Origin of the sequence: Streptomyces sp. NPDC003036 (assembly GCF_040611175.1) — a bacterium.
Lineage (GTDB): Bacteria > Actinomycetota > Actinomycetes > Streptomycetales > Streptomycetaceae > Streptomyces.
Genome location: NZ_JBEXNO010000008.1, coordinates 117,740 through 137,073 on the forward strand (window position 1 = coordinate 117,740; position 19,334 = coordinate 137,073).

A 19,334-nucleotide genomic window follows, 5' to 3' on the forward strand; every position below is an offset into this window, starting at 1 on the left:
GGAGGCGCCTACTTCAGGACGAGCGAGGACCACGACCGGATCCACCCGTCACGCTTCTCGGCGATCTTCTCGGGGGCGACGGTGTGCGGCTTGTCCACCGTCACGCCGTGCTGGGAGAAGAGCTCCGGCAGCGCCGCGTCCTTGGCGACCGGGTTCACGAACATCTGGAGCGGCATGTCGTCCTGGAACTTCTTGCCGATCATGAAGTCGATCAGGGCCTTGCCGCCCTCCGGGTTCTTCGCCCCCGTCAGCAGGCCGGCGAACTCGATCTGGCGGAAGCAGGTGCCGGTGGAGACCCCGGTCGGCGCCTCGGCCGGCTGCGGGTCGGCGTAGAGCACCTCGACCGGCGGGCTGGAGGCGTACGAGACGACGAGCGGCCGGTCGCCCTTGGCCTGCTTGCCGCCGGCCGAGCCGGAGAACTCCTGGTTGTAGGCGAGCTCCCAGCTGTCGACGACCTTGACGCCGTTGGCCTTCAGCTTCTTCCAGTAGTCCTGCCAGCCCTCATCGCCGTACTGGGCGGCCGTGCCGAGCAGGAAGCCGAGGCCGGGCGAGGAGCGCTCCGGGTTCTCGACCACGAGGAGGTCCTTGTACTGCGGCTTGGCGAGGTCGTCGAAGGTCTGCGGCGGCGCGAGCTTCTTGTCCGCGAAGTACTTCTTGTCGTAGTTGACGCAGATGTCGCCGGTGTCGACGGGCGTGACGCGGTGCTTGTCCTTGTCGAGCTGTACGTCGGCGGGGACCCGGTCCAGGCCCTTGGCCTCGTACGGCTCGAAGAGGCCGTTGTCGAGGGCGCGCGAGAGCAGGGTGTTGTCGACGCCGAAGAAGACGTCCCCCTGCGGGGCGCCCTTGGTGAGGATCGCCTTGTTGACGGCCTCGCCGGCGTCGCCGCTCTTCAGCACCTTGACGGTGTAGCCGGTCTCCTTGGTGAACTCCTTCAGGACCTCCTTGGAGGCGTTGAAGGAGTCGTGGCTGACGAGCGTCACGGTCTTCGACTTCGTACCGCCGCCGTCGGACGCCTTGTCCGAGCCGCCGTCGCCGCAGGCGGTGAGCGTCGTGACGCCCAGCGCGGCGGCGAGGGCGCCGACCGTGATCTTCTTGGTGGTGCTCACTGAGATTCCTCCTGGGGGTGTCCAGGAAGAGACGCGGCCCCGCCCACCCCTCGAAGGGATGGGCAGGGCGCAACAGCTCGAGTAACGACCGAACTTCCTACCCAGAATGACCTGGGCGAGGTTCAGAGGGTCTGCAGCCTGACGGTGCTGCACTCTCAGCGCTGTGGCGCTCCCCTGTCGGAATATGCAGATGTGTTCGAGCTCAGAGTACAAGCTCAGCGTTCGGCGGCCGCGAGCTGTCCACAGGCGCCGTCGATCTCCTGCCCGCGGGTGTCACGGACGGTGACCGGTACGCCGTGGGCGGCGATCGCCTCGACGAACGCCTTCTCGTCCTCGGGGCGCGAGGCGGTCCACTTCGAGCCGGGGGTCGGGTTCAGCGGGATGAGGTTGACGTGGACGCGCTTGCCCTTGAGGAGGCGACCCAGCAGGTCGCCGCGCCAGGCCTGGTCGTTGATGTCGCGGATGAGGGCGTACTCGATGGACACGCGGCGGCCGGACTTCTCGGCGTACTCCCAGGCGGCGTCCAGCACCTCCCGGACCTTCCAGCGGGTGTTGACGGGGACCAGCGTGTCGCGCAGCTCGTCGTCGGGGGCGTGCAGCGAGACGGCGAGGCGGCACTTGAAGCCCTCGTCGGCGAAGCGCAGCATCGCGGGCACGAGGCCGACGGTCGAGACGGTGATGCCGCGCTGCGACAGGCCGAGGCCGTCGGGCTCGGGGTCGGTCAGCCGCCGGATGGCGCCCACGACCCGCTTGTAGTTGGCGAGCGGCTCGCCCATGCCCATGAAGACGATGTTGGAGAGGCGGGCGGGGCCTCCCGGCACCTCACCGTCCCTGAGCGCCCGCATGCCGTCGACGATCTGGTGCACGATCTCGGCGGTCGACAGGTTCCGGTCGAGGCCGGCCTGGCCGGTGGCGCAGAAGGGGCAGTTCATGCCGCAGCCCGCCTGCGACGAGATGCACATCGTCACGCGGTCCGGGTAGCGCATGAGGACCGATTCGACGAGCGTGCCGTCGTGCAGCCGCCACAGGGTCTTGCGGGTGGTGTCGTCGTCGCACGAGATGTGCCGTACGACGCTCATGAGGTCCGGCAGCAGCTCGGCGGCGAGCTTCTCGCGCGAGGCGGCCGGGATGTCGGTCCACTCGGCGGGGTCGTGCGCGTACCGCGCGAAGTAGTGCTGGGAGAGCTGCTTGGCGCGGAACGGCTTCTCGCCGATCGCGGCCACCGCTTCCTTGCGCTCGGCGGGCGTGAGGTCGGCGAGGTGCCGCGGCGGCTTCACGGCTCCGCGGGGCGCGACGAAGGTGAGCTCTCCCGGGGCGGGGCGTGGCATGACCTGGTACTCCTCAGTAAAGACGAGGCCGCGGGAGCTGAGCCGGGGGACCTCACCGGATGATCCCCGCGTGACGCCGCGGGGCCGAAAGGGCCCGCCGCCTCGATGCGACGAGCCCTTCCAGGGTAACCGGACGGCGGTTCGGCCTGTTCCTGTCAGCCGGCGCCGACGAACAGCACCAGCAGCAGCCACACCACCGGCGCCGTCGGCAGCAGCGAGTCCAGCCGGTCCATGATTCCGCCGTGACCCGGGAGCAGGGTGCCCATGTCCTTGATGCCCAGGTCCCGCTTGATCATCGACTCGCCGAGGTCGCCGAGCGTGGCGCTCACCGCGACCGCGAGGCCCAGCAGCAGGCCCTGCCACCAGGTGCCGCCATCGATGGCGAACTCCATGCACAGGGCGCCCGCCGCCATGGCGAACGCCACCGCGCCGACCAGGCCCTCGCGCGTCTTGCCGGGGCTGATGCGCGGCGCGAGCTTCCGCTTGCCGAAGCGCCAGCCGACCGCGTACGCGCCGGTGTCGCTGACCACGGTGAGCAGCAGGAAGGTGAGCACCCGCCACGAACCGTCGTCGGCGGTGAGCATCAGCGCCACGAAGGTCGCCAGGAACGGCACGTAGAAGGCGGCGAAGAGGCCGGCCGTGACGTCCTTGAGGTAGCCCTCGGGCGGTTCCGTCATCCGCCACACGAGCACGGCGAGCGCGGTGAGCGCCATCGCCACCCACGCGCCCTCGGCGCCGCGTACGTATCCGGCGACGACCATCGCCACACCGCCCAGGGCGAGCGGCACGAGCGGGGCCTTGATGGACTTGCGCTCCTGAAGGCGCGAGGTCAGCTCCCACAGCCCCACCACGACGGCGACCGCGATGACGCCGACGAACACGTCCTTGAGGATGAAGAGCGACGCGATGATGACCGCGCCGAGGCCGACGCCGACCCCTATGGCGGCCCTCAGGTCGCGCCCGGCCCGCTTCTTCTGCTGGGGCTGGTGGGGCGGACCCGGCTGCTCCGGAGGCTGCGTCGCTCCCGACGGCGGCGTGGGCATGGGCTCCTGCGGCATCTCGTCACGGAACAGGGGACCGCTCAGCCGAGCGGTCCCCCGGTCACGGTGGTCGTCGTCCTGGTCTCCGCCGACGTGTCCTCCGGCGTGTCCGCCAGGGGGAACATCGGCGGGTACGACGGGCATGGGGCGCGTCCGGCCCGCTCCATGCCCCTCATATGCGGGGCCCGCCGGGGCCTCCGGGGCGTGTGCCCCCGGAGCGTACCCCTGGTCGGGCGGACCCCAGTGGCCGCCTTTCGGCGGGGTCCCCCAGGAAGAGTCGTTCATCAGACCTCGAGCAGCTCGGCTTCCTTGTGCTTGAGCAGCTCGTCCACCTGCGCGACGTACTTGTGGGTGAGGTCCTCGAGGTCCTTCTCGGCGCGACGGCCCTCGTCCTCGCCGATGTCGCCGTCCTTGACCGCCTTGTCGAAGGCGTCCTTGGCCTTGCGGCGCACCGAGCGGATCGACACCTTCGAGTCCTCGGCCTTGGTCTTGGCGACCTTGATGTACTCGCGGCGGCGGTCCTCGGTGAGCTCGGGGAACACCACCCGGATGATGTTGCCGTCGTTGCTCGGGTTGACGCCGAGGTCCGAGTCGCGGATGGCCTGCTCGATGTTGCGCAGCGCGCTCTTGTCGAACGGCGTCACCACGGCCATGCGCGCCTCCGGCACGGAGAACGACGCCAGCTGGTTGATCGGCGTGAGGGCACCGTAGTAGTCGGCCACGATCTTGTTGAACATGGCGGGGTGCGCGCGGCCGGTACGGATCGCGGCGAAGTCATCCTTGGCGACCAGGACGGCCTTCTCCATCTTCTCCTCTGCCTCGAGGAGGGTCTCTTCGATCACCACTTGCTCCTGCGTGTCTTGAGTAGGCGCGTCTTTACGCTCTGCACGGTGTCCGACCGGCAGGGCTTTGTCCATCCCCGGGATCAGGGCACCGGGGAGGGTGGGTCAGTTCCTGGTGCCCTGGTCGCTCACGAGAGTGCCGATCTTCTCACCCTTCACCGCACGGGCGATATTGCCCGCCGCGAGCAGTTCGAAGACCAGGATCGGGAGGTTGTTGTCGCGGCAGAGGGTGATGGCGGTGGCGTCGGCGACCTTGAGGTCGCGGGAGAGCACCTCGCCGTACTCCAGCGCGTCGAACTTCACCGCGTCCGGGTTGGTCTTCGGGTCGGAGTCGTAGACGCCGTCCACGCCGTTCTTGCCCATGAGGAGCGCCTCGGCGTCGATCTCCAGGGCGCGCTGCGCGGCGGTGGTGTCGGTGGAGAAGTAGGGCATGCCCATACCGGCGCCGAAGATGACGACGCGGCCCTTCTCCAGGTGGCGGACGGCGCGGAGCGGGATGTACGGCTCCGCGACCTGGCCCATGGTGATGGCGGTCTGGACGCGGGAGTCGATGCCCTCCTTCTCCAGGAAGTCCTGGAGGGCGAGGCAGTTCATGACCGTACCGAGCATGCCCATGTAGTCGGAGCGGGCCCGGTCCATGCCGCGCTGCTGGAGCTCGGCGCCGCGGAAGAAGTTGCCGCCGCCGATCACTACGGCGATCTCCGCGCCGTCGCGTACGACCGCGGCGATCTCGCGTGCGATGGCGTGTACGACGTCGGGGTCGACGCCGAGGCCGCCCCCGCCGGCGAACGCCTCACCGGACAGCTTCAGCATGAAGCGGCCGGCCTTTTTGCCGTGGTTGTCGTCGCCTTGTGCGGCGCCCTGATTCATGGAGATCTCCTCGTGCACATACGAAGAAGGCCATTGCCGGGGTAACTGCTCTCCCTAGCGGCAATGGCCTCCTCGTCAGATCTGCGGGCGTCCGGTGCGCTTACGCGCCGACGTCCACGTGGGCCACCCTACTGGGCTGCCCGGTCGATCGCGTACCGGCTCAGATGCCGACCTTGATGCGGGTGAAGCGCTTCAGGGTGACACCGGCCTCGTCCAGGATCTGCTGGACGGACTTCTTGTTGTCCAGCGCGTACGGCTGGCCCAGGAGGGTGGCGTCCTTGAAGAAGCCGTTGAGGCGACCCTCGACGATCTTCGGGAGCGCGGCCTCCGGCTTGCCCTCGGCGCGGGTGGTCTCCTCGGCGACGCGGCGCTCGGCCTCGACGACCTCGGCCGGGACGTCGTCCTTGGAGAGGTACTTCGGGGCGAACGCGGCGATGTGCTGCGCGACACCCTTCGCGACCGCGGCGTTCTCCTTGTCGAGCTCGACGAGGACGCCGATCTGCGGGGGCAGGTCGGGCATGGTGCGGTGCATGTACGCGGTGACGAAGCCGTCGCTGAACTGCGCGAAGCGGTCCAGGACGATCTTCTCGCCGAGGTTGGCGTTGGCCTCGTCGACGTACGCCTGGACGGTCTTGCCGGACTCGATCTCGGACGCGAGGAGCGCCTCGATGTCGGCCGGGGAGGTCTTGGCGATGTGCTCGGCGATGGCGTGGGCGACGGCCTGGAACTTGTCACCCTTGGCGACGAAGTCCGTCTCGCACTTCAGCTCGACGAGGACACCGGAGGTGTTGTCGTCGGCGATGAGGGAGACGACGGCGCCGTTCTCGGCGGAGCGGCCCTCGCGCTTGGCGACGCCCTTCTGGCCCTTGATGCGCAGGGCCTCGACGGCCTTGTCGACGTTGCCGTCGGACTCGTCCAGGGCCTTCTTGCAGTCCATCATGCCGGCGCCGGTGAGCTCGCGGAGCTTCTTGACGTCAGCGGCGGTGTAGTTCGCCATGATCTGTGAATCTCTCTCGAAGTCTGGAAGATCTACGAAGATCTACGGGTGGACGGCGGGGGCTTTGTGGGCCCCCGCCGTCATCCGAACCTTGAAAGGTCAGGCCTGCTCGGCGTCCGCGGCCGGAGCCTCGGCAGCGGCCTCGGGGGCCTCGGCGGCCGGAGCCTCGGCGGCAGCCTCGGCCGGCTTCTCGGCGGCCTCGGGAGCCTCGTCGGAGGCTTCCTTCTTCTCGCCCTCGAGCAGGTCGCGCTCCCACTCGGCCAGCGGCTCACCGGCGGCCTTGTCGCCCGGCTTCTGGTCGCCGGTGGCGGCGCCGGAGCGGGCGATGAGGCCCTCGGCGACGGCGTCGGCGATCACGCGGGTGAGCAGGGTGACGGAGCGGATCGCGTCGTCGTTGCCCGGGATCTTGTAGTCGACCTCGTCGGGGTCGCAGTTGGTGTCGAGGATCGCGACGACCGGGATGTGGAGCTTGCGCGCCTCACCGACGGCGATGTGCTCCTTCTTGGTGTCGACGATCCAGACGGCGCTCGGCACCTTCTGCATCTCGCGGATACCGCCGAGGGTCTTCTCCAGCTTGGCCTTCTCGCGCGACAGCACGAGAAGCTCCTTCTTGGTCAGACCGGACGCGGCGACGTCCTCGAAGTCAATCGCCTCGAGCTCCTTCAGACGCTGAAGGCGCTTGTAGACGGTGGAGAAGTTGGTGAGCATGCCACCGAGCCAACGCTGGTTGACGTACGGCATGCCGACGCGGGTCGCCTGCTCGGCGATGGCCTCCTGGGCCTGCTTCTTGGTACCCACGAACATGATGGAGCCGCCGTGCGCGACGGTCTCCTTGACGAACTCGTAGGCGCGGTCGATGTACGACAGCGACTGGAGCAGGTCGATGATGTAGATGCCGTTGCGCTCGGTGAAGATGAAGCGCTTCATCTTCGGGTTCCAGCGACGGGTCTGGTGACCGAAGTGGACGCCGCTCTCCAGCAGCTCCCGCATCGTGACGACGGCCATGGCCGTATCTCCTTGGATCTCGGTTGTGTCCTGACGCCCCGACGCGCTGCTGCCACAAGGGACCGAAGAGCGCTACCACGACTTTTGAGGGCGGTGGCGGGGCGTGCGAAGTCGACCCGGTGGCCCGGGTCGCCAGAAGAAGTGTACGGGACCCGGGCGCCGCCGGGTGACGGCGCTGTCCACAAGACCTCGTCCATCCACAGCCCCCGACGCGCGCGGCCCCGATGCCCCACATTGGCCCCATGCGCCTGATCACCCTGCTGCTCACACTCGCGACCGCCCTGACCGGCACCTGGCCGGTGGGGCCGCCGCGGCCCCCGGTCGTCCGCGGCTGGGAGCCGCCCGCCTCCCCGTACGGCCCGGGGCACCGGGGCGTGGACCTGGCGGCCGCGCCGGGCACCCCGGTCCGCGCGGCGGCCGCGGGCCGGGTCACGTTCGCGGGCCCGGTGGCGGGCCGGGGCGTCTTGACGATCACGCACCCGAGCCCGGGTCCGCCCCTGCGGACGTCCTACGAACCGGTCCGGCCCCTGGTGCGCGCGGGCGCCGAGGTCGCGGAGGGCGAGGTGGTGGCGGTCCTGACCGGCGCGCGCCCCCACTGCGCCCCGACCTGCCTCCACTGGAGCCTGCGCCGGGGCGACACCTACCTCAACCCCCTGGCGCTGCTGCCGCGCCGGCCGTCCCGGTTGCTGCCGCTGAGCGGCCCGTGAGGGCCGCACCACTCACCCGGAGCGGTCGGAGCGGTCAGCCCGTGGCGGCGCCCCGCACACCCCGCAGCGCCAGCGCCACCGCCGCCTCCGCGATGGAGGCGGGCTCCTCCGCCGCACCGAGCTCGATGCGGCGGACCGCCGCGTCGACCATGCCCTGCAGCAGCATCGCCGTCAGCCGGGGCTGCTCCTGCCCCAGCTCCGCGAGCGCCTCGACGATCATGGCGATGAGCCCGCCGTGCGCGGCGCGGATCTTCTCGCGCGCGCCGTCGTCCAGCTCGCCGGCCGAGATCGCGACGACCGCCCGGTGGCGCCGGTCCCCGACCAGCTCCAACTGCTTGCGGACGTACGCCTCGACCTTGCCCTCGGGCGTGTCCGCCCGCTCCATCGCCGCCTCGACCTCCGCCGCCCACACGGGGAAGTCCACGGCGCACAGCTCCTCCACCACGGCCGCGCGCGAGCGGAAGTACTCGTACACCGAGGACCTGGCCAGGCCGGTGCGCTCGGCGAGAGCGGGGAAGGTCAGCGCCTCCGTACCACCCTCGGACAGCAGGGAACGCGCGGCGTCCAGCAGGGCGCCGCGCTGCATGGTCCGGTGCTCGGCCACGGAGGCCGCTCGAATCCTGGGCACGGCTCCACTTTACGGTTTACGGCCGCCCGTTCGACCTCGGCGCGGAAGATCGACTGCTCAGCGGCCGACATCCGCCAGCTTGGCCCGCAGCTGGAGCACGGACTTGGTGTGGATCTGGCTGACCCGGCTCTCGGTGACGCCGAGCACGTTGCCGATCTCGGCGAGGGTCAAGCCCTCGTAGTAGTACAGCGTCACCACGGTCTTCTCCCGCTCGGGCAGCGTGTTGATCGCCCGGGCGAGCAGCCGCCGCAGCTCGCGGTCCTCGGCGACCTCGACCGGGTCGTCCGCCGCGGTGTCCTCCAGCGTGTCCATGAGGCTGAGCCGGTCCCCGCCCTCGCCGCCGACGTGCAGCAGCTCCTCCAGGGCGACGACGTTCGCCAGCGACAACTGGCTGAACACCGCGTGCAGTTCCTCCAGCGCGATGCCCATCTCGGCCGCCACCTCGCTCTCGGAGGGGGTGCGCCGCAGCTGCGCCTCCAGCGTGGCGTAGGCGCGCTCCACGGCCCGCGCCTTCTGCCGCACCGACCGGGGGATCCAGTCCAGCGCCCGCAGCTCGTCGATCATCGCGCCCCGGATCCGGGTGATCGCGTACGTCTCGAACTTGATCGACCGCCCGATGTCGAACTTCTCGATCGCGTCGATCAGCCCGAACACCCCGGAGGAGACGAAGTCCGCCTGCTCCACGTTGGACGGCAGGCCCACGCTGACCCGCCCGGCCACGTACTTCACCAGCGGCGAGTAGTGCAGGATCAGCTGTTCCCGCAGCCGCTCGTCGCCCGTGTCCTTGTACGACCGCCACAGCTCCTCGAGAGACGAGGGAGCGGGCGGGCGGACGGCGCCCCGTGCAGCGGGGGGCACCGCTGCGCGGTCGGACCCGGAGGTGTGCTGGGGCATGCGTCGCCTTGAGCCGTTCTGGGTGTGAGGGGGGACGGGGGAACGAGGGAGGGCCGAGTAGCGGAAGGGGTAATTCTGGTGAGCGTAGCGTGACTGACCGGTCGCGGTGCGCTAGGGGATGCGCATCATGCCTCCTCGGGGGCGTGCCGTCGGCCGCATCTTCGAATAGTCCGCATGCTGCGGAAACGTCGGCATCCGCGAAGGGGCCGGGGGCGGACGGCGCGCACACCGGCCCCTCGGGCGGTCCCGGGAGCGCTACGGACGTCATCGGCATCACCTTTTCACCCGAATGCCCCAGGTCAAGCACCGCCTCGCCGGGTGTTCGGGCGCCGCAGGGCGTCCGCGGTCAACTGCCAGCCCTGGCCGGTGCGTTCGACGAATCCGAGGGAGTGCAGTTCGTACAGGCTGCCGAGTGTTTCGTCAACGCCGGTGCCGGCGCCGCGCGCGACGTCCCGCGCGGTGACGGGCGTGCCGCGCGGCGGGAGGGCTTCGAGCACGCGTGCGCTGACCGGACCGAGCAGGTCCCGGGGCAGGACGGGCCCGCGGCGGGCGGGCGCGAGATCGCCGATGTCGCCGACCAGCTCGGCGACTTCGGCGGCGTCGGTGACGAGGACGGCCTCGCCACGCAGCAGTTCGTGCACGCCCGCCGACAGCCCGCTGGTGGCGGGCCCGGGCACGCCCATCGTGTACCGGCCGAGCCGCTGGGCGCTGCGTGCCGTGACGAGTGACCCGCTGCGGTACTCGGCCTCGACGACGACCGTGCCGCGGGTCAGCGCGGCGATGACGCGGTTGCGGAGGATGAAGCGGCTGCGCGTCGGATGCGCGCCCGGTGGCAACTCGCCGATGACGAGCCCCTGTTCGGCGATGCGCCCGATCAGGCCGGCGTGGCCGCGCGGGTAGGCGACGTCGACGCCGCAGGCGAGGACGGCGACGGTGGCGCCGTCCACGGCGAGCGCGCCGCGGTGGGCGGCCCCGTCGACGCCGAAGGCGGCGCCCGAGACGACCACCCAGCCGCGCTCGGCGAGCCCGGAAGCGAGGCTCGCGGCCATGTGCGCCCCGTACGGCGTGCACGCCCGCGCGCCGACCACCGCGACGGAGCGCAGCGCCCAGGGGCGCAGGCCCGCCCGCCCGCGCACCCAGAGCCCCACGGGCCGGGCGTCCCCGAGGTCGTCGAGCTGACGGGGCCACTCCGCGTCGCCGGGCACGACGAACCGTCCGCCGACGGCGTCCACCGCCGCCAGGTCCCGCCCGGGCTCGGCGCCCGCGGCCCGTATCCGCAGGCCCTGGAGCCGCCGCTCGGTCACGCCGCCGAGGGCTCCGTGCCGGTACGGCTCCGAGGTCAGCCTGGCGAGCAGCTCCAGGGGCCCGAGCTCCCGCAGCCAGCGCCCGCCGTGCTCGTCGCCCGGTTCGAGGACCCGCGTCAACGCGGCCCGTGCCAGTCGCTCCTCCTCCCCCGCGGCCCCGCTCACGGCGCCGCCCCCGTCTGCACCGGCACGCCCCTGGCGATTCCGGTGCGCAGCTCCAGCGCCAGGGCGACGTCCCCCGCCTCCGGCCGGTCGCGGCCCGCCAGGTCGGCGAGGGTCCAGGCGACCCGGAGCACGCGGTCCAGGCCCCGCGCGGTGAGCAGGCCGCGCTCGACGTCCCGCTCCGCCGCGTCGAGGGCTCCGGGGGCGACGCGCCAGCGGGTGCGGAGTTCGTGGCCGGGCACCTCGGAGTTGACGGTCCACGGGGTGGCGTCCAGGCGGGCCGCGGCGCGCGCCCGGGCCTCGCGCACCCGCGCGGCGACCGCCGCGGTGGGCTCCCCGCGCCCGCCCCGGCCCATCAGGTCGGCGCGGCTGACCGGCGCGACCTGCACGCGCAGGTCGACGCGGTCGAGCAGCGGCCCGGACAGCCGTGCCTGGTAGCGGCGGATCACCGAGGGCGGGCACTCGCACCCGGCCCCTTGCAGGGTGTGCCGCCCGCACGGGCAGGGGTTGGCCGCTAGCACCATCAGGAACCGCGCGGGCAGCCGCACCACGCCCGCGCTGCGCGCCACGACCACGTGCCCCGACTCCAGCGGCTGGCGCAGCGCGTCGAGCGCCTTGCCGGAGAACTCCGGCGCCTCGTCCAGGAAGAGCACTCCGCGATGGGCGAGGGAGACGGCGCCCGGTCGCGGCAGCCCGTTGCCGCCGCCCACCAGCGACTGCATCGTCGCCGAGTGGTGCGGGGCGCAGTACGGCGCCCTGCGCACCAGCGGCTCGCCGGGCGGGAGGATGCCGGCCACCGAGTGGACGGCGGTGACCTCCAGGGACTCCTGCCGGGTCAGCGGCGGCAGCACGCCGGTCAGCCGTTCGGCGAGCATGGTCTTGCCCGCGCCGGGCGGCCCGGAGAGCAGCAGGTGATGGCCGCCGGCCGCCGCGGCCTCCAGGGCCAGGCGCGCCGCCCGCTGGCCGGCGACATCCGCGAGGTCGGGCGCGTCGGCCGGGTCGGGCGCGAGGCCCGTGCCGACTCCGGCTCCGGGCACCAGCAGCCCGGCGAGCATGGCGTCGGGCCGCCCCTCGTCGCCGGGGTCCTCCTCGGGCACCGGCTCGTCCGCGAGCACGGCGATGAGCTGCCGCAGGGTGCGCACGCCGAGGACCGAGACGCCCGGCACCAGCGCGGCCTCCCCGGCGGTCCGTTCCGGTACGACGACCTGCCGGTAGCCGGCCTCGGCGGCGGCGAGCACCGCCGGCAGCACGCCGCGCACCGGTCTGACCCGGCCGTCCAGGCCCAGCTCGCCGATGAGGACGAGATCGGCGATGGTCCTGGGGTCGATGCGCTCGGCGGCGCCGAGCACCGCCGCGGCGACGGCGAGATCGAAGCCGGAGCCACTCTTGGGCACGGAGGCCGGGCTGAGCCCGACCGTGAGCTTCTTTTGGGGCCACTCGGCCTCAGAGTTGACGATGGCGGCCCGCACCCTGTCCCGGCTCTCCGACAGGCTCTTGTCGGGCAGTCCCACCAGGGTGAACGCCGCGACGCCCGGCTCCAGGTCCGCCTGGACCTCGACCACCACTCCTTCGACGCCGACCAGCGCCACCGAGCACGTACGCGCGAAGCCCATGTCAGGCCACCCCCCGCGCGTGCTCGACCACGGGGGCGCCGCGCCGGGGCAGCAGCACGCCGATCAGGTCGATGCGCAGCCCGCCGGGCGGCGGGCCGCCGTGCCGGTCCAGCCAGCAGGCGGCGAGCCGTCTGAGCCGGTCCGCCTTGGCGGGCGTGAGCGCCGCCATGGGGTGCTGGAAGTCGCCCGCCCTGCGCGTCTTGACCTCGCAGACGACCACCGTGTCGCCGTCCCGGGCGACGATGTCGATCTCCCCGGTCCGCCCGCACCGCCAGTTCCGTGCGAGCACCGCCATCCCGCACTCGCTCAGCCGGCGCACCGCCAGCTCTTCGCCGTAGGCGCCCAGTGCCCCCGTCGCGTTCATTCGGCACCACCTCCGGCACCGACTGTGACGGCTCCGCGCCGGACTATTGGATCTTGGTGGACAACCGAACGCTTGTGGACAACCTGCTCACCCGCACCGGTGAACGGAAACCCGCCACCGGGGGCGCGGACCTCAGCCGCGAGGCGGAAACTCAGCTGCCGGGCAGCTCCAGATCGCTCTTGTTGAGCTCCTCGATGTTCACGTCCTTGAACGTCAACACCCGCACCTGCTTGACGAACCGCGCCGGCCGGTACATGTCCCAGACCCACGCGTCCGCCATCGACACTTCGAAGAACACCTCTCCCTGCACCGAGTGCACCTGCATCTCGTAGTCGTTGGTGAGGTAGAAGCGACGCTCGGTCTCGATCACGTATTTGAACAGACCGACGACATCGCGGTACTCCCGGTAGAGCTTCAGCTCCATCTCGGTCTCGTACTTCTCGAGGTCCTCGGCGCTCATGGCATGTTCCCCTTCAGCCGTGCGTCTCCCCATTGTGCGCCTGTCACCTGCGCTCCTAGACGATTTCCGGAGCGAGGACCACCGGCGTACTCGGGGGCCCCTCGACGAGCAGCGTGCGCAGCAGCTCGGCGAGTCGTGTCGGGTACACCGTCTCACGGGCCGCCGACAGTTCGGCGGAGGTCCACCACCTCAGCCCCGTGACACTGCGCGCCTCCAGCTCCGTGGGGTCCGCCAGGGCCACCGCTGCCGCCGGCCGCCGCGTACGGGCGAGGTAGTACCACTCGTCCTGGTCCCAGCGCCGCCCGGCGAACGGGAAGGAGCAGAACCGCTGCCACACCACCGGCCCCAGCTCCACGTCCGTGAGGCCGGTCTCCTCGGCCAGCTCCCGCAGCGCGGCCTCCTCACGGGTCTCGTCGCCCTCCACCCCGCCACCCGGCGTGAACCACCAGGTGACGTCGGGGTCGTCCGGCTCGTACCCGTGCAGCAGCAGGATCCGGTCGTCCGGGTCGAGCAGCAGCACCCGCGCGACCCTGCGCGCCGCCTCACCCACGGGCGACCGCCTCCGACCGCGTCCGGCGCCGCGACAGCAGCCCGGCGACCGGCCCGTACGCCGCGCCGCCGAGGATCAGTACCGCGCCGGCCACCACCGCGCCCACCACCGGCACCACCGGCCCCGGCCGTGACACGCCCCCGGGGAGCGCGGCGAACGCCCGCGGCCGCTCCACCATGCCGCCGACCGGCCACGCCACGGCGTCCACCCGGGCGCTGACCGCGCTGCGCGGCACCGATCCCCGGGCCGCGTCCTGGAGGTGTACGCGGGAGTCCTGCGAGCCCATGCGCTCGTCGCCGAGCAGGAAGAGCCGCCCCTCGGGCACGGTCACGGAGAACGGCGTCGAGGCGGCGGCCTGCGACCGCAGATACGGTTCTTCAATCGGGGTGCCGTTCACGGTCAGCCGGCCTTCCGCGTCGCAGCAGGCGACCTTGTCGCCGCCGACGCCGACCACCCGCTTGACCATCGGCAGATCGCCCCACGTCGAGTCGGTGAAGACCACGACGTCACCGCGGCGCACCTCCGCGCCGTCGATCCGCTGCGCCAGCACCCGGTCCCCGGCCGTGACGGTCGGCGACATGGAGTCCGAGGGCACGGTGTACGGCTGGTACTGGACCGCGCCCCAGGCGAACCCGCCGAGGAAGAGCACACAGCCGACGGCCACGGCCAGCCCCGACAGCACGCTGCCGAGACGGCCGCGGCCGTCGTCCGTTCGTTGCGTTCGGCTCATCCCAGCGCTCCCCACGTTCGGAGATCGACGATCTGGGAGGGAACCCTACCCGCGGTGCCCTACCCGGCGGTACGCCTCTTCCTGCGCCACAGCACGATCGGCAGCGCGCCCGCGAGCCCGAGGGCGCCCGGCCCGACGGCCGCCGCGGCGGCCGCGCTCAGGCCCGGCTGGTCGAAGGTGTCCGGCACCGGCAGCGTGGACCAGCGGTCGAGCGGCCACGCCACCACGACCGCCCGCCCGACGACCCGCTCGGTGGCGACCGTGCCGTTGCCGGGCAGCTCCTGGTGGTAGCGGGAGTCCAGCGAGTTCTGCCGGTTGTCGCCCATCACCCAGATGCGGTCCTGGGGCACCTTGATCGGCCCGAACGGCTCGTCGTCGCACGGCGTGGAGCCGGGCGCGATGTACGCCGTCTCGTCGAGCGGCTTGCCGTTGAGGACGACCTTGCCGCCCTTCTTGCACTCCACCGTGTCACCGCCGACCGCGATGACCCTCTTGATCAGGTCCTTCTCCTCCGAGGACGGCATCAGCCCGATGAAGCTGAGGAACTCCTGGAGGATGTTCGGCTCCGGCGTCGGCTCGCCCTCCAGCCAGCCGCCCGGGTCGTGGAAGACCACGACCTCGCCGCGCTCGGGCTCCGAGCCGAACCACGGGGTGAGCTTGTCGACCAGGACCCGGTCACCGCGCTGCAGCGTGTTCATCATCGAGTCGGACGGAATCGAGAAGGCCTGCACCAGGAAGGTCTTGATCAGCAGCGCCAGCAGCAGCGCGATGCCGATCAGCAGGGGCAGTTCCTTCCAGAAGGAACGGGGCTTCTTCGGCCCGTCGTCCCCCGTCCCGCCGTCCGCGTGCGCCGCATCCGCCGGGGGGCCCTCAGCGTGCCCGGTTCCGGGGGAGGGCTCCCCGCCCGACCCGGAAGGCCCGGCGGCAGAGGACGCGGAGGGCTGCTCCGGCCTCTCCTCCGGCCCGTCGTGTCCGGATCGTGCGCCGACCGCCAAATCCCCCACATCCACTCCTCACTCCGTGCAACCGCCCGCCCCACAGCAGGGGAGGGCCCACCACTCCCATAACGAGCGGGAGTTCCGCAGGGCTCGGGAGCCGGATGGTTCCGTTCGTTCCGTTCAGAATCCGAGAGGACACACTATGCGAAGCGCCGAGCGAGATCGCAGTCCTGCCCCGCGAGTCACCCGATCCCCCGACCACCGCACTACCCTGACGTCCGCGAGTCCGGGACGGACGCGAACGCGTCCGGCTCCTCCAGCCGGCGCCAGTGGTCGAACGGCCAGGCGATGACGAACGCCGTCCCCACCACCTCCTCCTCCGACACCGTGCCCTGGAACGCCTCGTCCAGGTGGAAGCGCGAGTCCGCCGAGTTGGCGCGATGGTCCCCCATCACGAACAGCCTCCCCTCCGGCACCTTCACGTCGAACGTGATGGTCGAGGGAACGTTGCCGGGGTGCAGGTACGGCTCGCTCAGCGGTACGCCGTTGACGGTGACGCGACCGTCCGCGTCACAGCACTTGACCGTGTCCCCGCCGACCGCGACGACCCGCTTGATCAGGTCCTGCTCGTCGTCGGACGGCAGCAGCCCGATGAAGGTGAGGGCCTGCTTGACCTGCTTGACGACGACCGGGTCGTCCTTCTTCGGAGCGTTCTCCTCCTGGAGCCAGCCACCCGGGTCCTTGAAGACCACGACGTCCCCGCGCTGCGGCTTGGACCCGAACCAGGGCGTGAGCTTGTCGACCAGCACCCGGTCGTCGATCCGGATCGTCTGCTCCATCGATCCCGAGGGGATCACGAAGGCCTGCACCAGGAACGTCTTCAGTACGAGGGCGATGACCAGCGCCACGGTGATGAGGAGCGGTATCTCCTTCACCGCCGACCTGCGCCTGCGCCGCTTCACGCGCCGGGCGAGCTTGCGCCGCTCCGCACGCCCGGGCAGGGCGCGGGCGCCGTCCGTGGGCCGGGACCCGGTGGGCAGCCGCGTGTCGGCCCGGTGGCCGCCGCGCCTGGCCCGGTTACCCATGGCCCCCGCCTGCCGGATGCGCCGCGCCGGGTACGTCACGGAAGGCCGGCGTCGGTTCCACCGACGACCAGCGGCCGAAGGGCCAGCCGATCCAGTCCGCCCGGCCGATCACCTTCTCCACCGGCACCACACCGCCGCCCGGTTCGCCGAGGTGGTCGCGGGAGTCGCGCGACTGGCTGCGGTGGTCGCCCATGACCCACAGCGTGCCCTGCGGCACGACGATGTCGAAGGGCACCTGGGACGGCGCGTCGCCGGGGTGCAGATACCCCTCGCTCACCGGTACGCCGTTCACCTCGACCCTTCCCCCCTTGTCGCAGCACGTCACGCGGTCGCCCCCCACGCCGACCACCCGCTTCACGTAGTCGGTCTCGGCTGGCTCGGTCAGGCCGAGCGCCGCGCCCGCCGCGTGCAGCAGCGCCGTGAGCGGGTTCTGCTCCGGTGCCTCGCGTACGAAGGACCCGGTGCCGTCGAAGACGACCACGTCCCCGCGCTGGGGCTCGGAACCGAAACGGTACGCCAACTTGTTCACGAGCACCCGGTCCCCGACCTGGAGAGTGGGCTCCATGGAGCTGCTCGGGATCTGGAAGGGCTGCACCACGAAGTGGCTGAACAACAGCAGGAACACGGCGCACGCGACGCCGATCAGCCCCGGCCCGCGCCAGGAGAAGCCGCCGCGCCCGCCGGAATGCACGGAGCGCGACCCCTCCCCCGTATCGGAGGAGGAGTCGCGCTCGGTGTGCTGTGCTTCGGTGTCCATCGGAGCCAGATGCTATCCGGCCGCCCTGTGGACCCCCGCGCGACGGAGCTGAGCCGGGGCTCAGTTCTCGCGCTTCTCCTTGATCTTCGCAGCCTTGCCGCGCAGCTCACGCAGGTAGTACAGCTTGGCGCGACGGACGTCACCGCGGGTCACGAGCTCGATCTTCTCGAAGATCGGGCTGTGCACCGGGAAGGTGCGCTCGACGCCGACGGAGAAGGAGACCTTGCGGACCGTGAAGGTCTCGGAGACGCCCGAGCCCTGGCGGCGGATGACGACACCCTTGAACTGCTGGATACGGGAGCGGTTGCCCTCGATGACGCGAACGTGGACGTTCACGGTGTCACCGGGACGGAACGACGGGACGTCGGTCCGCAGGGACGCGGAGTTGACGGCGTCAAGCACGTGAGACATGGTCGTCTGCTTCCTCGCTGATGCCACAGGTCATCAACGGCAACTAGAAATGGGGTTGAAGGGCTGTGCCGTCGGGGCCGGCGCGTGTCCCCCTGTGGCAGGGGCGCCGCTCGGACGTACAGCAGCCGCCTATTCTTCCACGCCGCCGGGCCTGCGCCAAAATCGGCCACCGGGTTCCGGTGCCCAGCCCAGCATGGAGAGCGTCTCGCGGTCCTTCTTGTCGAACGCGGCCGGGTCGGTCCGCTCGATCAGCTCGGGCCGGTTCGCGGCGGTCCGCCGCAGCGCCTCGTCCCGCCGCCAGCGGGCGATCTTCCCGTGGTGGCCGCTGAGCAGGACGTCGGGGATGCCGCGCCCGCGCCACTCCGGCGGCTTGGTGTAGACGGGGCCCTCCAGGAGGTTGGCCATGGCGCCGGGGGCGAAGGAATCGTCGCGGTGGGACTCGGCGTTGCCCAGGACGCCGGGCAGCAGCCGGGCCACGGCCTCGGTGACCACCAGGACGGCGGCCTCGCCGCCCGCCAGCACGTAGTCGCCGATGGACACCTCGTACACCGGTATCCGGGTGGCGTACTCGTCGATGACGCGGCGGTCGATGCCCTCGTACCGGGCGGGGGTGAAGATCAGCCAGGGCCGCTCGGACAGCTCGACGGCGAGCTCCTGGGTGAAGGGCCGCCCGCTGGGCGTGGGCACGACGAGCGCGGGACCGTGTGCGCCCGCTTCGTACCCGGCGGCGAGCGTGTCGTCCAGGGCCTCGCCCCAGGGGTCGGTCTTCATGACCACCCCGGGGCCGCCGCCGTACGGGGTGTCGTCGACCGTGTGGTGCCGGTCGTACGTCCACCGGCGCAGGTCGTGTACGTGGACGTCGAGCACGCCGCGCGCGCGTGCCTTGCCGACGAGCGAGACGTTCAGCGGGTCCAGGTACTCGGGGAAGATCGTGACGACGTCGAGCCGCATCAGGCCCCGTCCTCCTTGCCGGAGGGCTCGGCCGCGTCGCGCGAGGACGCGATCTCGGCGCGGTCGTCGATGAGGCCGGGCGGGGGGGTGATGACCGCCTTCTGCTCGTCGAGGTCGATGTCGGTGACGATCTCCTCGACGAACGGGATCATGACCTCGGTGCCGTCGGGCCGCTCCACGACGAACAGGTCCTGGGACGGCAGGTGCGAGATCTCGGTGATCCGGCCGACCTCGGTCCCGTCGGCGAGGACGACGTCCAGGTCGATGAGCTGGTGGTCGTAGTACTCGTCGGGCTCCTCCGGCCGCTCGTCCGGGTCCACCTCGGCGATCAGCAGGGTGTTGCGCAGCGCCTCGGCGGCGTTGCGGTCCCGTACGCCCTCGAAGCGGAGCAGCAGCCGGCCGCTGTGCACCCGGCCGGTCTCGATGGTCAGCGGCCCGGCGGAGGCCGGATCCGTGGCCAGTACGGCGCCGGGCGCGAGCCGCAGCTCCGGCTCGTCCGTCCGCACCTCGACGGTGACCTCGCCCTTGATCCCGTGGGCGCGGCCGATCCGTGCGACTACCAGCTGCACTGCTCACCTCTCCAAACGACGTA

At 71.5% G+C, this 19,334-nt stretch carries 21 protein-coding genes, 1 pseudogene and 1 riboswitch; of the genes and pseudogenes, 1 reads left to right on the forward strand and 21 read right to left on the reverse strand.

The features are described 5' to 3' along the window. Positions 1-8: 8 nt before the first annotated feature. From ABZX67_RS08400 to rpsB, 7 genes are all read right to left on the reverse strand, one after another. A complete protein-coding gene (locus tag ABZX67_RS08400) occupies positions 9-1,106 on the reverse strand; it encodes a thiamine ABC transporter substrate-binding protein (RefSeq protein WP_355356217.1) in 1,098 nt (365 codons plus the stop codon). A 76-nt stretch (positions 1,107-1,182) separates the two neighbouring features. Beyond that, positions 1,183-1,292: riboswitch (TPP riboswitch) on the reverse strand. 29 nt (positions 1,293-1,321) lie between these two features. After that, a complete protein-coding gene (rlmN, locus tag ABZX67_RS08405; protein ID WP_355356219.1) occupies positions 1,322-2,434 on the reverse strand; it encodes a 23S rRNA (adenine(2503)-C(2))-methyltransferase RlmN in 1,113 nt (370 codons plus the stop codon). Between the two features lie 155 nt (positions 2,435-2,589). Further along, entirely contained in the window at positions 2,590-3,759 is a 1,170-nt protein-coding gene (locus ABZX67_RS08410; RefSeq protein ID WP_355356221.1) for a phosphatidate cytidylyltransferase, read from the reverse strand. Continuing rightward, positions 3,759-4,316 (reverse strand): ribosome recycling factor, encoded by a 558-nt coding sequence (frr, locus tag ABZX67_RS08415; protein ID WP_355356223.1) that lies wholly within the window; start codon positions 4,314-4,316, stop codon positions 3,759-3,761. Before frr ends, ABZX67_RS08410 begins: the two co-directional genes overlap by 1 nt. A 105-nt stretch (positions 4,317-4,421) precedes the next feature. Beyond that, positions 4,422-5,186: a UMP kinase gene (pyrH, locus tag ABZX67_RS08420; RefSeq protein ID WP_355356225.1), complete on the reverse strand. Its 765-nt coding sequence runs from the start codon at positions 5,184-5,186 to the stop codon at positions 4,422-4,424. 160 nt (positions 5,187-5,346) lie between these two features. Then, the gene (gene tsf, locus ABZX67_RS08425) at positions 5,347-6,183 is read right to left on the reverse strand and encodes a translation elongation factor Ts (protein ID WP_355356227.1); all 837 of its coding nucleotides are present in this window, start codon (positions 6,181-6,183) and stop codon (positions 5,347-5,349) included. Between the two features lie 99 nt (positions 6,184-6,282). Beyond that, positions 6,283-7,188 carry a 30S ribosomal protein S2 gene (rpsB, locus tag ABZX67_RS08430; protein WP_355356229.1) on the reverse strand — a complete coding sequence of 302 codons (906 nt, stop codon included), beginning with the start codon at positions 7,186-7,188 and terminating at the stop codon, positions 6,283-6,285. A gap of 242 nt (positions 7,189-7,430) precedes the next feature. Between rpsB and ABZX67_RS08435 the strand changes: the two genes are divergently transcribed. Then, positions 7,431-7,895, forward strand: coding sequence for a M23 family metallopeptidase (locus ABZX67_RS08435; RefSeq protein WP_355356231.1), 465 nt, complete (start codon positions 7,431-7,433; stop codon positions 7,893-7,895). A gap of 34 nt (positions 7,896-7,929) precedes the next feature. On the opposite strand, the gene ABZX67_RS08440 is transcribed toward ABZX67_RS08435, so the two are convergent. The 14 genes and pseudogenes from ABZX67_RS08440 to rimM all read right to left on the reverse strand — a co-directional run bounded on the left by ABZX67_RS08440 (position 7,930) and on the right by rimM (position 19,311). Then, positions 7,930-8,499, reverse strand: a complete 570-nt coding sequence (locus ABZX67_RS08440; RefSeq protein WP_355356348.1) for a helix-turn-helix domain-containing protein — start codon at positions 8,497-8,499, stop codon at positions 7,930-7,932. Between the two features lie 81 nt (positions 8,500-8,580). Next, positions 8,581-9,417: an RNA polymerase sigma factor WhiG gene (gene whiG, locus ABZX67_RS08445; RefSeq protein WP_355356233.1), complete on the reverse strand. Its 837-nt coding sequence runs from the start codon at positions 9,415-9,417 to the stop codon at positions 8,581-8,583. A gap of 299 nt (positions 9,418-9,716) precedes the next feature. Next, a complete protein-coding gene (gene dprA / locus ABZX67_RS08450; RefSeq protein WP_355356235.1) occupies positions 9,717-10,886 on the reverse strand; it encodes a DNA-processing protein DprA in 1,170 nt (389 codons plus the stop codon). Beyond that, positions 10,883-12,496 carry an ATP-binding protein gene (locus tag ABZX67_RS08455; protein WP_355356237.1) on the reverse strand — a complete coding sequence of 538 codons (1,614 nt, stop codon included), beginning with the start codon at positions 12,494-12,496 and terminating at the stop codon, positions 10,883-10,885. Before ABZX67_RS08455 ends, dprA begins: the two co-directional genes overlap by 4 nt. A 1-nt stretch (position 12,497) precedes the next feature. Next, the gene (locus ABZX67_RS08460; protein WP_355356239.1) at positions 12,498-12,860 is read right to left on the reverse strand and encodes a YraN family protein; all 363 of its coding nucleotides are present in this window, start codon (positions 12,858-12,860) and stop codon (positions 12,498-12,500) included. Between the two features lie 151 nt (positions 12,861-13,011). Then, positions 13,012-13,320, reverse strand: a complete 309-nt coding sequence (locus ABZX67_RS08465) for a DUF2469 domain-containing protein (RefSeq protein ID WP_005311352.1) — start codon at positions 13,318-13,320, stop codon at positions 13,012-13,014. 55 nt (positions 13,321-13,375) lie between these two features. Then, the gene (locus tag ABZX67_RS08470) at positions 13,376-13,870 is read right to left on the reverse strand and encodes an NUDIX hydrolase (protein ID WP_355356241.1); all 495 of its coding nucleotides are present in this window, start codon (positions 13,868-13,870) and stop codon (positions 13,376-13,378) included. Beyond that, positions 13,863-14,600 carry a signal peptidase I gene (gene lepB / locus ABZX67_RS08475; RefSeq protein ID WP_355356243.1) on the reverse strand — a complete coding sequence of 246 codons (738 nt, stop codon included), beginning with the start codon at positions 14,598-14,600 and terminating at the stop codon, positions 13,863-13,865. Before lepB (ABZX67_RS08475) ends, ABZX67_RS08470 begins: the two co-directional genes overlap by 8 nt. A 59-nt stretch (positions 14,601-14,659) precedes the next feature. Beyond that, the gene (gene lepB, locus ABZX67_RS08480; protein WP_355356350.1) at positions 14,660-15,595 is read right to left on the reverse strand and encodes a signal peptidase I; all 936 of its coding nucleotides are present in this window, start codon (positions 15,593-15,595) and stop codon (positions 14,660-14,662) included. Then, positions 15,567-16,623: pseudogene (gene lepB, locus ABZX67_RS08485) on the reverse strand (signal peptidase I); the annotation flags it as partial. The gene lepB (ABZX67_RS08480) and the pseudogene lepB (ABZX67_RS08485), both read right to left, overlap by 29 nt. Continuing rightward, positions 16,616-17,380 carry a signal peptidase I gene (lepB, locus tag ABZX67_RS08490; protein ID WP_355356245.1) on the reverse strand — a complete coding sequence of 255 codons (765 nt, stop codon included), beginning with the start codon at positions 17,378-17,380 and terminating at the stop codon, positions 16,616-16,618. The pseudogene lepB (ABZX67_RS08485) and the gene lepB (ABZX67_RS08490), both read right to left, overlap by 8 nt. Positions 17,381-17,440: 60 nt before the next feature. Then, entirely contained in the window at positions 17,441-17,791 is a 351-nt protein-coding gene (gene rplS / locus ABZX67_RS08495) for a 50S ribosomal protein L19 (protein ID WP_355356247.1), read from the reverse strand. Positions 17,792-17,920: 129 nt separating this feature from the next. Continuing rightward, positions 17,921-18,742, reverse strand: a complete 822-nt coding sequence (gene trmD, locus ABZX67_RS08500; protein ID WP_355356249.1) for a tRNA (guanosine(37)-N1)-methyltransferase TrmD — start codon at positions 18,740-18,742, stop codon at positions 17,921-17,923. Beyond that, positions 18,742-19,311 (reverse strand): ribosome maturation factor RimM, encoded by a 570-nt coding sequence (rimM, locus tag ABZX67_RS08505; RefSeq protein WP_355356251.1) that lies wholly within the window; start codon positions 19,309-19,311, stop codon positions 18,742-18,744. The genes trmD and rimM overlap by 1 nt, the downstream gene beginning before the upstream one ends. Between the last annotated feature and the right edge of the window lie 23 nt (positions 19,312-19,334).

Bases quoted from the DNA above. Each gene is read 5' to 3' on its own strand.
- rlmN (WP_355356219.1), bottom strand. From the start codon at position 2,434: ATGCCACGCCCCGCCCCGGGAGAGCTCACCTTCGTCGCGCCCCGCGGA.
- ABZX67_RS08410 (WP_355356221.1), bottom strand. From the start codon at position 3,759: ATGAACGACTCTTCCTGGGGGACCCCGCCGAAAGGCGGCCACTGGGGT.
- pyrH (WP_355356225.1), bottom strand. From the start codon at position 5,186: ATGAATCAGGGCGCCGCACAAGGCGACGACAACCACGGCAAAAAGGCC.
- tsf (WP_355356227.1), bottom strand. From the start codon at position 6,183: ATGGCGAACTACACCGCCGCTGACGTCAAGAAGCTCCGCGAGCTCACC.
- rpsB (WP_355356229.1), bottom strand. From the start codon at position 7,188: ATGGCCGTCGTCACGATGCGGGAGCTGCTGGAGAGCGGCGTCCACTTC.
- ABZX67_RS08435 (WP_355356231.1), top strand. From the start codon at position 7,431: ATGCGCCTGATCACCCTGCTGCTCACACTCGCGACCGCCCTGACCGGC.
- whiG (WP_355356233.1), bottom strand. From the start codon at position 9,417: ATGCCCCAGCACACCTCCGGGTCCGACCGCGCAGCGGTGCCCCCCGCT.
- ABZX67_RS08455 (WP_355356237.1), bottom strand. From the start codon at position 12,496: ATGGGCTTCGCGCGTACGTGCTCGGTGGCGCTGGTCGGCGTCGAAGGA.
- ABZX67_RS08460 (WP_355356239.1), bottom strand. From the start codon at position 12,860: ATGAACGCGACGGGGGCACTGGGCGCCTACGGCGAAGAGCTGGCGGTG.
- ABZX67_RS08465 (WP_005311352.1), bottom strand. From the start codon at position 13,320: ATGAGCGCCGAGGACCTCGAGAAGTACGAGACCGAGATGGAGCTGAAG.
- lepB (WP_355356243.1), bottom strand. From the start codon at position 14,600: ATGAGCCGAACGCAACGAACGGACGACGGCCGCGGCCGTCTCGGCAGC.
- lepB (WP_355356245.1), bottom strand. From the start codon at position 17,380: ATGGACACCGAAGCACAGCACACCGAGCGCGACTCCTCCTCCGATACG.
- rplS (WP_355356247.1), bottom strand. From the start codon at position 17,791: ATGTCTCACGTGCTTGACGCCGTCAACTCCGCGTCCCTGCGGACCGAC.
- trmD (WP_355356249.1), bottom strand. From the start codon at position 18,742: ATGCGGCTCGACGTCGTCACGATCTTCCCCGAGTACCTGGACCCGCTG.